Raw genomic sequence first — 14,138 nt, 5'->3', positions numbered from 1 at the left:
TAATGTTCAGCAAAAATCATTTACTTTAGACCTTAAATGATTAATAAAATATTGAGGTGATAGTTCTTCATTTGTGACAGTTCTTACCAATTCCATAGAATTAACTGATCTACCATATTTATGTATATTATTTTTTAACCAGAAGATGATTTTTTGATATTCACCATTTTCAATTAAATTATCAATCAAACCAATTTCTCTTTCCATTTGAGTAGATATTTGGGCACTTATAAGATGTCCTAATAAGTATGAAGGAAAGTATCCAAACGCTCCTTCACTCCAGTGCACATCTTGAAGACACCCCTCTGAATCATTAGATGGTTTTATTCCTAAAAGTTGACCATATCTTTTATTCCATTCGGCTGGGATATCCTTGGCTTGCAAACCTCCTTCAATCAAATCTATTTCAAGTTCGGTTCTAATTAGAATGTGTAAACCATAGGTTAATTCATCTGCCTCAACCCTATTTAATCCTGCTTCCAAATGATTAATAGTTTTCCAGAGTTCTAAATAATTATTTAAAGAACATCCAGCTGAAACAAATTTTTTAAAAAATCTTTTTGAAAAAGATTTGGATTTAACTATTCTATTCTCCCAAAATAAAGATTGACTTTCATGAATACCCATAGAAGTTGCTTGACCTAAAGGCCAAGCAAAACATTGATGGCTTTGAGATGGCAGACCCTGCTCATAAATTGAATGGCCCCACTCATGTGCAGTTGCTAAAAAGCTTGATAATGGTTCACCTTCAACAATTCTTGTAGTAATCCTATAGTCATTAGGTCCTAATGTAATTGAAAAAGGATGGGGCGATTTACCCACAATAACGAGATCTTTATCTCTCCCAAACTCATCTAGTAATTTAGAACATAAATTTTGTTGAGATTCAGGACTTAAATCCCAATGATTTTTTTTTGACTGTTTAATTTCTCTTATCAAAGCCGGGATAGTTTCTTTCAATGGTTTAAACATTTTATTCAACCACTTCAAAGTCAATTCAGGCTCAAAGGGCTGGGCTAGAGTCTCCCATGGTGAATATTGATCATTTATTTGCTTTGCCTCTTCAATACGCAATTTGACTAATTCTTCAAAGAATGGAAGAAAAACTTTAAAATCTGATTTTTTCTTAGCTTCTTGCCAGCTTTCATACCCTTTAGATTTTGCCTTTGCCAAAGATTCAACTAACTTAGGATCTAAATTTCTTTCTCTATTAAATTCCTTGATTAAAAGATTAATATTTCTTCCTTTGTCTTTAATAAAAAATTGATTATCTGAATTCTGTTCCGTATTTAATAATTCATTTTTAGCAGATTGTATTAAATTAGAAAATTCTTCTGAAGAATTTCTTTTATGCAGTACTTTTGCAATGTAGGTAAGTTGTTCAGACCTCCAAGAAGCGCCTTTCTTTGGCATCCCAGTATTCTGGTCCCAATAAAGTGTATTTTGGATTGAACTTAATATTTGAGTTTCTTTAAGATAAGCCCCCAGCTTATTCCATTGAGTTTCGGCCAAAAATTTAGATTTTAATTAAATTTATTTTAAGATAAAAATTTTAATGACTGCAAAAAAACATACATTGTTTACTCATAATAGAATATTAATAAGTTGAGTTTTGACTTATATGGAACAAATATTTTCAAAATTAGAATTTTTAACCAGTGGAGAGGGTTTTATTGACATCACAAATGATTTAAATTTATTTATTGAAAAAAATAACTTTCATTCAGGAATTTTTAATTTAACTTCACTTCATACCAGTTGCAGCTTAACTATTAATGAGAATGCAGATCCAAATGTACTTAGGGACTTAAAAAAATATATGCAATCTATAGTTCCATATGATTCCTACCTAACATTATCAAAAAATAGAGAAGAAATTTCATATAAACATTATCAAGAAGGGGCTGATGATATGCCAGCACATATTAAAACATCCTTAACAAACACTTGTTTATCTTTGAGTTTTCAAGATGGTAAAATAATACTTGGCACATGGCAAGCAGTTTATTTATGGGAACATCGATTTGATCAAAAAGAAAGAATTATAAATGTACATATAATTGGTGAGAAAAAGTAAAATATTTATAATGTATTAAAGTCCAATTAGTTATTCAATGGAACCTTACCTTTTAAGAGATGAAGAATTGAAGGAATTAGTTGTCAAAATACCTGGCTGGGAAATTAAGTCCGAACAAATCCAAAGAGAATTTAGCTTCGCTAATTTCATTGAAGCCTTCTCTTTTATGACGAAGGTTGCTTTAATCTGTGAGAAATACAACCACCATCCAAACTGGGAAAATATTTATTCAAAAGTAATCATCAGTTTAAATACACATGATTTGGGAGGCATTACAAATTTGGATCAAACATTAGCTTCAGAAATCAATAAAATTTTCGATCAATAAAATTACAAATTTGAATTTATTTAAAACAATTCGTAAAAATGTCTAAAAAGTTATTACCAGTTACGATTATTAGTGGATTTTTAGGTTCTGGCAAAACCACATTATTAAATCATATTTTAAAAAATCAAGTTGGTATTAAAACAGCCGTTTTAGTTAATGAATTCGGAGAGATTGGAATAGATAATGACTTAATCATAGAAGGCTCAGAAGATATGATCGAATTAAATAATGGCTGTATATGTTGCTCTATTAATGGCGAATTATTAAATACAGTATCAAAAGTTTTAGAAAGATCTGAAAAACTAGACTATTTAATTGTTGAGACAACTGGACTTGCTGATCCATTACCAGTAGCAATGACTTTTGCAGCTGGCGATCTCAGAGAAAAAGTAAGATTAGATTCAATTATCACTGTAATCGATGGAGAAAATTTTGATTTTGAAATTAATAATAAAAGTGTTTCCTATTCTCAAATTTTATACGGAGATATCATCCTTTTAAATAAGTGTGATTTAGTGAACGAAGAACAATTAAAGAAAGTAGAAAAGTTTATAAATAAGATAAAAAAAGAACCTAGGATCTTGCGATCAACCAATAGTGAAGTTGGATTACAAACAATAATGAGCGTTGGTCTTTTTGAGACAGATACTTTTCAATTCGAGAAGGAAAAGAAAAATGTAAAAGATAATTCACACGATCACTCTTCTCATTCACACGATCACTCTTCTCATTTACACGATCACTCTTCTCATTCACACGATCACTCTTCTCATTTACACGATCACTCTTCTCATTCACACGATCACTCTTCTCATTCAAATCATTTGATCAATAATATCGAAGGGTTTACATCAGTTTCTTATGAGACAGTTGAACCATTCTCCTTAAGGAAGTTTCAATATTTCTTAGATAATCAAATATCACAAAATGTATTTAGAGCGAAAGGAATATTATGGTTTATGGAAAGTGAAAGAAAACACATTTTTCACCTGTCTGGGAAACGGTTTTCTCTAGATGATGAAGAATGGACAAAAGATAAATCTAACAAAATAGTATTAATTGGAAAGAACTTAGATCATCAAACTATTAAAAATCAACTTTCATCATGTAGATTTAATTCAGACTAGAGCAAATAGTAGGACTTAATTAATTTTTGAAAATACTTATTAATGGATTTAAAAAAGCATTAACCGAATTAAAACTTTTTTATATCACTTCGTTTATTGTTGCACTCTTAGTATTAATTCCAATTTCTAATTTTCTTCTTGAAGGAGTTCAATATGTATTAGGTGGAAATTTTTCATTAGGTATTGCAGGAGGAGAAGAGGTACTAGGCACTTTAAAAGTTTTAGCACTGACAAGTTTATTTGGAGGAGGCTTAGGGACCTTGAATGGATGGTTACTTTCAAATTGTGATTTTAAATTCAGAAAAGTTCTCCGTATTTGTCAGCTAGTTCCACTAGCTGCTCCAGCATATCTAATAACAGCTGTTTTGCAGGATTTAGGAAGTATTTTTGGATATCAAGTAACTGGTTTATGGTGGGGTGTTTTAATACTTTCAATTTCTACTTATCCATATGTATTCATTCTTGCTAACGAAAGTTTTAACAAATTTGGAGTTAATCAAATTAATGCTAGTAGAGGATTAGGAGTTGGGCCGTGGAGGAGCTTCTTTAAAATCGCTTTTCCAATGGCGTTACCAGCACTAATAACAGGAATAAGTTTAATGTGTATGGAAGTAATGAATGAGTTAGGTACATTTGCATTATTAAATATTCCAAGTATTTCTACAGGTATCGCCGAAAATTGGATAATTGAGGGCAATCCAAAAAGTGCTATTGGATTATCTTTGGTAGCTTTGTTAATAATTTTTACTTTAATTATTTTTGAAAAATTCTCGAGAAGAAAATCTAAGAGGTGGAGTGAAAATCCTGCATCACAAGATTCTCAAGGATGGGAATTAAAAAAAACTAGAGCTCTTTTAGCAATAACCTTATCCTTATTTCCTCCAATCTTCTCTTTTGGAATTCCATGTTTTTGGGTTCTCATAAATATCGATCAAATTCAAAAGGGGTTATCTATAGAATTACTTAATCTACTATTAAGGACTATATGTCTAGGACTTTTTACTGCATTAATAACGATGTTATTCTCATTAATAATTTCCTTAACTAGACGACCAAATAAAAGCTTTTTATTAGGACTAATTACGAACCTTTCGGGAATAGGTTACGCAATCCCAGGCACTGTATTAGCTTTATCTTTAATAAGCATTTCTTCTTCAGAATTGAGTTCCATGGCTATTTGCTTGCTAATTTGGGGTTATGTTGTACGATTTCTAACTATTGCTAAGGGTTCTATTGATTCAAGTCTTGAAAGAATTTCTCCTAGTCTTGATGAAGCTGCGCTTGGACTAGGAGAGAACTGGCTGGGAATCATTAAAAGAATTCATCTACCTCTACTCCAAGGACCAATATTTGTAGGATCACTTTTAGTTTTTGTAGACACAATAAAAGAATTACCAATAACATTTATTTTAAGACCATTCGATTTCGATACATTATCTGTGAGAATATATCAATATGCTGGAGATGAAAGAATGGTAGAGGCAATATTACCAGCCATTCTTATCATGACTTTAGGTCTCATTGCATCAATTACATTGATTCCAAGTTTAGAGAAAAAAAACTAAATTCTTTTAAACAGCTTTCTAATTAAAAAAGGGAAGCTTAATAACAAATCTGCCGAGGTAGATATAACCCTAAAATAAATTAAGCTAACAATAATTGTATTTTGTGGAATATTTCTGCTAACAAAAAAAAGGAGACAAGCTTCAAAAACGCCAACTCCCCCTGGAGCTGATGGGACTACCAAACCTAAAGACCATGACAAAGAAAAGATTACTAATAAAAATATGATGTTGAGAGTATTACTTGAATAAAAAGTATTTAGACAGATATAAAAACCAGTAAATTTAGATAAAACAAAACCAATTTCAAGTAATAACGCTTTGGCAGGAAAAAAAGAAATTATATTTATTCTCTTTTCAAATTGGTCCTTTGAATTTGCAAATCTCAAAACCTCAAATACTTTCCCCTTTATAGACCCTAATCTTTTTAATACAACATAAATAAATTTCTTATTTAAAAATATTAAAGGCAAAATTAAAAAAAAGTAAAGTGGTGAAAAAATTACTCCCAGTGAAGCCAACAGAAAAGCTCCACTCAACATAAAATAAGGTTCTATAAGTGTCGAATATAAAGCAATCTGAGGATTACTTATTTTTTTTATAAAGTTAAATCTTTCAACAAAATGCCAAATACCCCCTGGAACGTATTTAAGAATATTGGTTAAAACATAAAAAGAAACTAGATTATTACTTTTAAATTCTTCTCCGAACCATTTAACTATATATTTCCATGCATAAGCGTTAAGGTAAATACTTAAAACACAAAATAAAAATGATAAAGATAGATTAATTACACTTTTTTTAAAATTGATATCAAAAGAAATTTGATCAAAATTATTAAAAAAATAGATGCAAAAATATAACAAGCTTGAAATAAAGAAAAGACTCTTTAAACCATCAAAATTAACTTTTTTAAGGAATTTCCAATATTTATGACTCCTTATATTAAATCTCATTTCCAATTTTCAAATGCTTTAAATTCTTTACTTGACTCTTTTATTATTTTTCTTATTTCCTCAGTTGATATTTTATGCTCTAGTTTTAATCTCATGACTTCGTCATTTTCTGGTTTCATAGTTATTGATCCATCTGGTTTCAAAGTCTGTTTAACTTTTATATTTCCAAAGGTCGTTGTACATTCTCCTTTCCTTCTAAGTAATATCCATCTAGATTGGGTCCTTTCACGCACTCCAATAGTATTAGAATAATCAAACCATAATCGCCTAAAATATTCTCTTTTCTCTATTGGTAAGATTGCTTGAATAGAAAATCCAATTCTATTCTTTTTCATGTAGATAGATTGATAAGAAACGTCGTAAGCTCCCTCAATTCTTAGTTTCTCTACAAAATTAGATATATCTTCAGGTGTTTGATCATCTATCCATGCTTCTTGAACAGATATCTCTTCACACTTTGGATTAATTTGTTGATTACAAGAAGAATCCTCAAATGAAGAAATTTTATAAACTCTTACCAAATTAGGGAATGAAAATTTTAAGTTACCAATGCCTACTCCATAAGAGTTAATAGAATATTTTGAAGGAGGTCGCAGATAGTCGACTAAATTAGAAAGTAAAGCAATGCCAGTTGGTGTAGATAGTTCCCCTTCTATTGAGTCAAAGCTTGATAAAACCTTTATATTCTTTTGTCTTATTAGTTCTATTACAGCAGGAGGTGGTACAGATAATTTTCCATGTTCAGTTTGAACAAAACCTTTCCCCAACATTGGTTCATTACAATAAACCTTATTTGGATTTAAGTAATTCAAGGCAGCACATACTCCTATGATATCCACTAATGAGTCTATAGCTCCAATTTCATGAAAATGAACATTCTCAGATTTGACACCATGAACTTTTCCTTCTGCATTTGCTAAGGATTCAAAAACTTCATAAATTATTTGCTTTAATTTATCTTCTAAGTGCCCATTTGAAATAAGTTCTTTAATAGTTCTCCAAGTTCTTTTGATAGGACTGCTATCAATATTCTCAACCTTTGCCTTGATCCCTCGGATTGAACAACTTTTTGACTCTTTAAACTCGAGATGATATAAATCCTTTAATCCAAGATCAATAAGTGGTTGTTCAATGACTTTTTTAGGCACCCCTAAATCATAAAAAGCCCCTAACAACATATCTCCAGAGATACCTGGAGAACATTCAATTAAAACATCTTCCATAAATCCACGATTGCTTGATTGGTAAAATTGCGATAAAAATCAACCTTTCATTCTAGTCATTTCCAGAAAGATCTTTTTCAATAACTTCGTACTTGATTAATTTCAAAGCATTTCCATCTCTGATAATATCTAAACTTACAAAATTATTAAGTAGTTGAAGAGAAAGCTCCCCTTTTATGACTAATTTAAAATTTTTATTTTTTAAATTCTTTAACTTTGAAGCAGAGCAGATTTTAATAACAATTTCTTTTTTTTGAGTATTGACAAAAACTAATTCTCCCCTAACAGAAAAATAATTATCTTCTAAATCTAATTCTTTTAATAATTTAGAAAAGTTAGTTTCTGAAGAATCATTTGGGAAATCATTCAGTTGGTAAGGATCCCAAATACCTGCAACCTGTAAATGCAAGTTTTGAGCATTTTTATTTTTTGGATAAACAACCCAGTAATAACTTTTCTTTAAATCAATGTGCTTTTTTAAAAGTGATAATGCTTTACCTAGTACTACTGTTTCTATCTTCTCGCCCTTTTTGTCAATTAAAAAGCCTTTATTTAATTGATCACTATCATGGGGAGAAAATTTTCCATTAATAATACCGATTGCTCTGTACTGCAATTGATTAGTAACTTGTGGGATAGGGTTTTTTAACATATTAAATTTTTGAAATGACAATTTTTTTTAAATTTCTTGCTTTTCCTCCAAACCATTAAAAGACCTTAACGCATCATCAATAGCATCAGACGGATTAGTTGCATCATTCATACTATTTTGTCTCCTAATCATTTCAACAAGTTCAAATGGATTTGTTGGAAATTCTGAACTATTCTCATCTGTTTTAGTTGAGGAATCGATCTCTAATTCTTCAAATAAATATTCAGCATTTAGTAAATTAACTTTTAAGGAAATTAAGGGAATAAGAAAAATTACTAAAGGTATTAATTTAGGAGGGTTTTTGCAAAAATAATTTTTCATTTTATTTAATTTCAAAATTCTTTAACGCCGAAAATTCCTGCTAACTTAATTCTACATAATTTGGTAGAAATTTGTTAATAGCAACTTGGAATGTTAACTCTATAAGAACCAGACTTTCACAAATAATAGATTGGATGAATCAAGTCAATCCAGATATTCTATGTTTGCAGGAAACAAAAGTAATGGATAATAGTTTCCCATTTGAACCTTTTGAAAAATTAGGATACTCAGTGGAGGTCTACGGACAAAAAGCATATAATGGTGTTGCTATTATTTCTAAAATAAAAGCAGAAAATGTTAAAAAAGGATTCTACGGTTGTTCAGACTCTGATCAAAATGCCGAAATTTTCCTTGATCAAAAAAGATTAATTTCTGCTGATATTAATGGTATCAAGATTATAAATGTCTATGTGCCAAATGGATCTTCTCTAGAATCTAATAAGTTCGAATACAAAATTAATTGGTTAAGTAGTTTAGCTTCATATTTGGATGAGCAAGAAAAAAAAGGAGAATTAATTTGTCTTATGGGTGATTTTAATGTTGCTCCCTCTAACTTGGATATTTATGATCCCAAGAAATATGAAGGAGGAATAATGGCATCTGAGATAGAGAGAAATGCACTAAATAATGTTCTGAAAGAAAGATTAATAGATTCTTTTAGGATTTTTGAAAAAAATCCTGGCCATTGGAGTTGGTGGGATTACCGTAATAACGCTTATGAATTAAATAAAGGTTGGAGGATAGACCATATCTACATCAGCAAAGAACTGTCATCAAAACTTAAAAGTTGTGTCATAGACAGCTCACCAAGAGCGAATTTACGTCCAAGTGATCATGCACCAGTAATGATTGATCTTAACTTGAACGATATAAATGTAGATTTTTTTGAGGAAGAGGATAATTTTTTCGAAATATAAATAAAATAAATTGAATTTTTTTAATATCTGAAAACGCTTATTAATAAAGAGATATCTAGCATGATCTTGATTTCTATCATGATTTCCTAAAAATAAATAATTTACAATCCAAACTATCGCAATAAAAATATCATAATGTAGAATTTCAATCTCATTGACAAAATTTTTACTTATTTCTAACTTAGAACATGACAAGATTTTTATCAAAGCATTATTTAGTTAAATTGTGACTGACATATTAAATTGCACCAAATCAGAAGAAATCTTTTCTGCTGCCCAAGAATTAATGCCTGGGGGAGTAAGTTCCCCAGTAAGAGCTTTTAAATCCGTCGGAGGTCAGCCGATTGTTTTTGATAGAGTTAAAGGCCCTTTTGCTTGGGATATTGATGGAAATAGATATATTGACTACATAGGAAGTTGGGGGCCCGCTATATGTGGACATGCGCATCCCGAAGTTACAACTGCACTACAGGAAGCAATTGAGAAAGGGACCAGTTTTGGAGCTCCTTGCGTTTTAGAGAACAAACTTGCTGAGATGGTTATAGATGCTGTCCCATCTGTAGAAATGGTTAGATTTGTTAATAGTGGAACTGAAGCCTGCATGGCTGTTTTGAGGCTTATGAGAGCATTCACTGGGAGAGATAAAGTTATTAAATTCGACGGTTGCTATCACGGTCATGCAGACATGTTTTTAGTGAAAGCCGGATCAGGTGTGGCCACTTTAGGTTTACCAGATTCCCCAGGGGTGCCACGAACAACAACTGCAAATACACTAACTGCTCCCTACAATGATCTTGAAGCAGTTAAAAAATTATTTTCAGAAAATCCTGATGCCATTTCGGGGGTCATTCTTGAGCCTATTGTTGGTAATGCTGGCTTTATTACTCCTGAACCTGGATTCTTAGAAGGATTAAGGGAATTAACCACTGAGAATGGATCCTTATTAGTTTTTGATGAAGTCATGACTGGATTCAGAATCAGTTATGGAGGCGCACAAGAAAAATTTGGTGTTACTCCTGATTTAACTACACTTGGAAAGGTAATTGGAGGCGGCTTACCTGTCGGAGCTTATGGAGGTAAGAAAGAAATAATGTCAATGGTAGCTCCTTCAGGACCGGTCTACCAGGCAGGTACTTTGAGCGGAAACCCACTTGCAATGACTGCTGGTATAAAGACTCTTGAACTACTTAAACAAGAAGGTACCTATGAGAAACTAGATGCAATAACTTCTAGATTAATTGAAGGGATAATTCAGTCTGCCGAAAATAATGGTATTGCTATTTACGGTGGAAGTGTAAGTGCTATGTTTGGTTTTTTCTTATGTGATGGGCCAGTTAGGAACTTTGATGAAGCAAAAACAAATGATGCTAAACTTTTTGGAAAGTTACATAGAGAGATGCTTCGAAGAGGTGTTTATCTTGCACCAAGTCCATTTGAGGCTGGCTTCACATCACTCGCTCATAACGAAGAAGAAATTGATAAAACAATCGAGGTATTTGATCAATGCTTTAATACTATAAAAAACCAATAACTAGTTTGTTTTTTAAAGAAAATCAAACTAGTTAGATTTTAGGTAGGAGATAATTTAAATTAATTACCTTCTACCACCAACAATTACTGGTGGGGTGCCTCCTTCAGAACCTGGCAAGCCAGGTACAACTTGTGTACTACCATCCCACTTATCAAGAAATAGTTTAAAAAGTACTTGATCATCAAGACTTTTATTTAATGTTTCATATCTGAGTGCTTCTTGCTCAGCAATTTCCACTTCTGTCTTTGCTCTTAATAATTGTTGACCCGCTATTTGCTTTTGTTCAATCGCAGCTCTATATTCTTCAGCAATCTCCAATCCTGTTAAGTCTAAACTTTTAACATCTACATAATCGAATGAATTAAGTTCTTGTGCAACGGTATCTCCTACTTTTTCCGAGATGACTGCAAATTCGGTAGCGATTGTCTCTAACTCATATTGAGAAAAGACTGATTTAAGGGCCTTGAGTAAAGATGGCTGAACTATTTTTTGATAAACATCGCTATTTCTGCTAGCAATTGTGGCAAAAATTCTTCCTGCTTCTTGAGGTTTTACTGAATACTTGACAGTAGCTGTAGCCCTAATAACCTGTAGATCCTTAGTTAAAGTTTCAAATTTTTCAGGTTGAACTTGAGTTTTGATATCAAATGGATAAACAGACTGAATAAATGGGAGTTTTAAATTTAAACCAGCCCTCCTAGAAGGACCACTTACTTTACCTAATGTTGTTACTACTGCAACCTGTCCAGAAGGAACCACAAAGAGAGATTGGGTAAGTAAAAGAAAGCCAGTAAAAGATAATACAATCAAAAGGGTTGCAGTCCCACCAGGTCCAGTCGGTGTGACATTTTTAAAGGATGTTGACATTAATTTTTTCTTTTAGTTAATCATATTTAGTCTAATTAATTAGTGCATTAATAAGGCATTTAATTAAAATATTTTTTTAATAATTGTGCAAAGAAACATAAATATTATTTTTATGAATTATTTGATTTGAATTCTTGCAAAATTTGTAAATATAGATCCTCATCTATCTCCCTAATATCATATTCAGATGGCAAAACACCATGCTTATGCTCATGCACTGCCATCCAACAAAATTTCTCTATTTCTCCAGTTGAAAAACGGGGATATTCTTTCACCTTTATTAATAATGCTTGAATAAGGGATTCTGGATAATCTGCCATATTTTAAAAATACTTATCAGAAATTTTATCTAAAATTATTCGCCTTTAGAGGGATGTTCAAAGACTCTTCCAATTGGCTAATAAGTTTAATTGCTAATTGAAGATCATTTTTGCTCTTACTAGAGACTCTGAGTGTTTCACCATTAATGCTGACATTAATCTTTTTAAATTGATCTCTAATACTTTTACTGATTTTTTTTGCTATTTCTTGTTTAATGCCTTGTTTTAACAAAATTGTCTGCTTCAGTTTATTACCACTAACTGTTTCAATTTCACCATAGTCGAAAATCTTTAAAGATAAGTTTCTTTTTATTGCCTTTTGTCTAATTATGTCATTTACAGAATTTAAAGTTAGCTCACTATTAGTAGTTATAAAAATATTTTCTTTATCTAAATCAACAACAGTATCTGTTCCTTTAAGATCGTAACGTTGAGAAATTTCCCTTTTTACTTGATCCAAAGTATTAACTAATTCCTGTCTCTCAAAATCAGAAACAACATCAAATGAAAAACTTTCTGCCATCTTAAATTGTTAAATGCAAGACTACTTTTAGCATAAATTTGATTTAAATAAGGGTAAATGGATTTATTTAATCAAAAAATAACAAACTAACAACTTTCCCCATTTCTTCTGCGGACCTACAACTGTTAAGTAAGGTTTCACTATCATGGAAGGCAAAACAAATTAATTGATCACACCTAGTGATAATTTCTTGATTACAAAGGCTGCTTGCAAGTGGCAAAGGTAATTCATCATTTTCACTTTTTTCAACCAAATGCATAACCCTTTCAAGTTGATCCTTTATTTCGGGTATTTGTCTATCAAGGCTTTGTGGCAATAAAACAGTCAACAATGATGGATTAATATCCAACACAGCTCGAATAACCGCTGCATTGACCCCTTGAGATCCAGATGTAAGAATATTATGCCCTTCCTCTGCTAAAGACCTTGCTATCAATTCAATCAAGTGGATATCAACAACAGGTACATGCCTACTGCCCAAAAAAGCAATTCTCCTTTTTCCATTATCTTGGAGTTTTGCAAGTTCTTGAGCTAAGGCATCAACGCCTTCTGTTGCTGGTAGATCTAATGAGCGACTCAAAATAAAATTGTTCCTATATTTGAAATTAGCATTTTTCTGGAAAATTGCAGGGAAAATCTATCTTTTCGAGAATTCTTTTTAGATTTACATGCTCCTGAACTAATTGAACAGCATAAGAAGCTTTAATTGATTCATGTATTCTTACATGACCAAAAGCTTGTTCAATAATTTCTACAGAGGCGAGAGTATCTAATTCCACCTTTAAAATTGGGACCTCCAATTCTTCTGCTCTATGAATCAATTGTGATAGGGGTTCTCCCATACCAGTTAAAATTAAACATTGAGTAGAAGCTTCCAAAGCAGCAAGTTGGATATCAGTTCTATCAGCTCCAGTAACCACAGCCATATTTCGTCTTCTTCTGAAAAATTCCATTGCAGAATTTACCCCCATTGCACCAATACTCAATGTCTCAACAAGTAATTGATCTTTTTCAGGGCAACAAATTACTTTGGCATCTAGTCTTCTTACAAGCTCACCGACGGTGACACTTCTGAGAAGTGGTGACTTGGGCATCACTCCAAATACTTCAATATTCAAATCTTTAAGAGAAGGTATTATTTCATTTTTAACTTTTTCGACTTCTTGAGGCGGAACTGCATTCAATACAACTCCAGCCAAATGCTCCCCTAATTGTTTTTTTGCATCTAGTAATGCATCTACGCTTTTACAATCTTCCCATAAATTTACAATTAAGGCTTTCGCATCTAAGCTTTCAGCTAGTTGTGGGAGACTTAAACCATAAATCATACCTTCATGAAGACTACCAGCCGCTTCAAGAATATTCAATCCTTCAAAAGAATCATTAACCAATCCTTTAATTTGATCGAAACCTTTTCCTGGAAGCAAGTCTTTATTAAATATTCTTTTTTCAGCTGATATATTATCTAATAATCCTACTGAAGAAATTAAATTCTCTTCTTTGATATTTAAAGTAGATCCAATAAATTTAACATCATCATCTATTAATCCTTCATAAGACATTGAAGGTAGATTAGTAAGTTCGATACAAGTTGCTAGTGGTTTACCAATACGTACTTGTTTTTTCTCCTGTAAAACTCTTTTTGCTATCCCAAGCACCAATGCAGACTTACCACTAAATGGCTCACATGAACCAATTAACAATATATCGCTCATAATTTAGTAAAGTTATTTA

At 31.6% G+C, this 14,138-nt stretch carries 16 protein-coding genes; 6 read left to right on the top strand and 10 right to left on the bottom strand.

What is annotated here, in order from left to right; translation table 11 throughout:
- Window positions 1-6 precede the first annotated feature (6 nt).
- Complete coding sequence (locus PMT9312_RS02545) at window positions 7-1,512, bottom strand: carboxypeptidase M32 (RefSeq protein ID WP_011376053.1); 1,506 nt, start codon at window positions 1,510-1,512, stop codon at window positions 7-9.
- 109 nt (window positions 1,513-1,621) lie between these two features.
- Here PMT9312_RS02545 and PMT9312_RS02540 point away from each other — a divergent pair, with 109 nt between their 5' ends.
- Genes PMT9312_RS02540 through PMT9312_RS02525 form a run of 4 tightly spaced genes read left to right on the top strand, consistent with a single transcriptional unit; the run spans window position 1,622 to window position 5,097 of the window.
- Complete coding sequence (locus tag PMT9312_RS02540; protein ID WP_011376052.1) at window positions 1,622-2,077, top strand: secondary thiamine-phosphate synthase enzyme YjbQ; 456 nt, start codon at window positions 1,622-1,624, stop codon at window positions 2,075-2,077.
- 37 nt (window positions 2,078-2,114) lie between these two features.
- Entirely contained in the window at window positions 2,115-2,405 is a 291-nt protein-coding gene (locus PMT9312_RS02535) for a 4a-hydroxytetrahydrobiopterin dehydratase (protein ID WP_011376051.1), read from the top strand.
- A 38-nt stretch (window positions 2,406-2,443) separates the two neighbouring features.
- Window positions 2,444-3,532, top strand: coding sequence for a CobW family GTP-binding protein (locus PMT9312_RS02530; protein ID WP_011376050.1), 1,089 nt, complete (start codon window positions 2,444-2,446; stop codon window positions 3,530-3,532).
- Window positions 3,533-3,558: 26 nt separating this feature from the next.
- The gene (locus PMT9312_RS02525; RefSeq protein ID WP_011376049.1) at window positions 3,559-5,097 is read left to right on the top strand and encodes an ABC transporter permease; all 1,539 of its coding nucleotides are present in this window, start codon (window positions 3,559-3,561) and stop codon (window positions 5,095-5,097) included.
- Here the strand turns inward: PMT9312_RS02525 and PMT9312_RS02520 are convergent.
- The 4 genes from PMT9312_RS02520 to PMT9312_RS02505 are packed head-to-tail and all read right to left on the bottom strand — an operon-like array spanning window position 5,094 to window position 8,246.
- Window positions 5,094-6,050 carry a lysylphosphatidylglycerol synthase domain-containing protein gene (locus PMT9312_RS02520; RefSeq protein ID WP_011376048.1) on the bottom strand — a complete coding sequence of 319 codons (957 nt, stop codon included), beginning with the start codon at window positions 6,048-6,050 and terminating at the stop codon, window positions 5,094-5,096. The genes PMT9312_RS02525 and PMT9312_RS02520 overlap by 4 nt on opposite strands.
- Window positions 6,047-7,273 carry a nickel pincer cofactor biosynthesis protein LarC gene (larC, locus tag PMT9312_RS02515; protein ID WP_011376047.1) on the bottom strand — a complete coding sequence of 409 codons (1,227 nt, stop codon included), beginning with the start codon at window positions 7,271-7,273 and terminating at the stop codon, window positions 6,047-6,049. Before larC ends, PMT9312_RS02520 begins: the two co-directional genes overlap by 4 nt.
- Before the next feature lie 52 nt (window positions 7,274-7,325).
- Window positions 7,326-7,925 (bottom strand): hypothetical protein, encoded by a 600-nt coding sequence (locus tag PMT9312_RS02510; protein WP_011376046.1) that lies wholly within the window; start codon window positions 7,923-7,925, stop codon window positions 7,326-7,328.
- A 27-nt stretch (window positions 7,926-7,952) separates the two neighbouring features.
- Window positions 7,953-8,246 (bottom strand): hypothetical protein, encoded by a 294-nt coding sequence (locus PMT9312_RS02505; RefSeq protein WP_011376045.1) that lies wholly within the window; start codon window positions 8,244-8,246, stop codon window positions 7,953-7,955.
- 71 nt (window positions 8,247-8,317) lie between these two features.
- On the opposite strand from PMT9312_RS02505, the gene xth reads away from it, so the two are divergent.
- The gene (gene xth / locus PMT9312_RS02500) at window positions 8,318-9,163 is read left to right on the top strand and encodes an exodeoxyribonuclease III (protein WP_011376044.1); all 846 of its coding nucleotides are present in this window, start codon (window positions 8,318-8,320) and stop codon (window positions 9,161-9,163) included.
- 226 nt (window positions 9,164-9,389) lie between these two features.
- Complete coding sequence (gene hemL / locus PMT9312_RS02495) at window positions 9,390-10,694, top strand: glutamate-1-semialdehyde 2,1-aminomutase (RefSeq protein ID WP_011376043.1); 1,305 nt, start codon at window positions 9,390-9,392, stop codon at window positions 10,692-10,694.
- A gap of 63 nt (window positions 10,695-10,757) precedes the next feature.
- Here hemL and PMT9312_RS02490 read toward each other — a convergent pair whose 3' ends face one another.
- The 5 genes from PMT9312_RS02490 to PMT9312_RS02470 form a co-directional block, all read right to left on the bottom strand.
- Complete coding sequence (locus PMT9312_RS02490) at window positions 10,758-11,561, bottom strand: prohibitin family protein (protein WP_011376042.1); 804 nt, start codon at window positions 11,559-11,561, stop codon at window positions 10,758-10,760.
- A gap of 110 nt (window positions 11,562-11,671) precedes the next feature.
- On the bottom strand, window positions 11,672-11,881 hold the full coding sequence (locus tag PMT9312_RS02485) for a hypothetical protein (protein ID WP_011376041.1): 210 nt from the start codon (window positions 11,879-11,881) through the stop codon (window positions 11,672-11,674).
- A gap of 25 nt (window positions 11,882-11,906) precedes the next feature.
- A complete protein-coding gene (locus PMT9312_RS02480; protein WP_011376040.1) occupies window positions 11,907-12,404 on the bottom strand; it encodes a YajQ family cyclic di-GMP-binding protein in 498 nt (165 codons plus the stop codon).
- A gap of 67 nt (window positions 12,405-12,471) precedes the next feature.
- Window positions 12,472-12,984, bottom strand: coding sequence for a hypothetical protein (locus tag PMT9312_RS02475; protein ID WP_011376039.1), 513 nt, complete (start codon window positions 12,982-12,984; stop codon window positions 12,472-12,474).
- 25 nt (window positions 12,985-13,009) lie between these two features.
- Window positions 13,010-14,119 carry a phosphotransacetylase family protein gene (locus tag PMT9312_RS02470; protein ID WP_011376038.1) on the bottom strand — a complete coding sequence of 370 codons (1,110 nt, stop codon included), beginning with the start codon at window positions 14,117-14,119 and terminating at the stop codon, window positions 13,010-13,012.
- Window positions 14,120-14,138: the final 19 nt, after the last annotated feature.

The organism is Prochlorococcus marinus str. MIT 9312, assembly GCF_000012645.1.
In the GTDB taxonomy this organism is placed as follows: domain Bacteria; phylum Cyanobacteriota; class Cyanobacteriia; order PCC-6307; family Cyanobiaceae; genus Prochlorococcus_A; species Prochlorococcus_A marinus_L.
The sequence above is the reverse complement of the archived record's forward strand: the minus strand, read 5'-3'. Positions and strand labels throughout refer to the sequence as shown.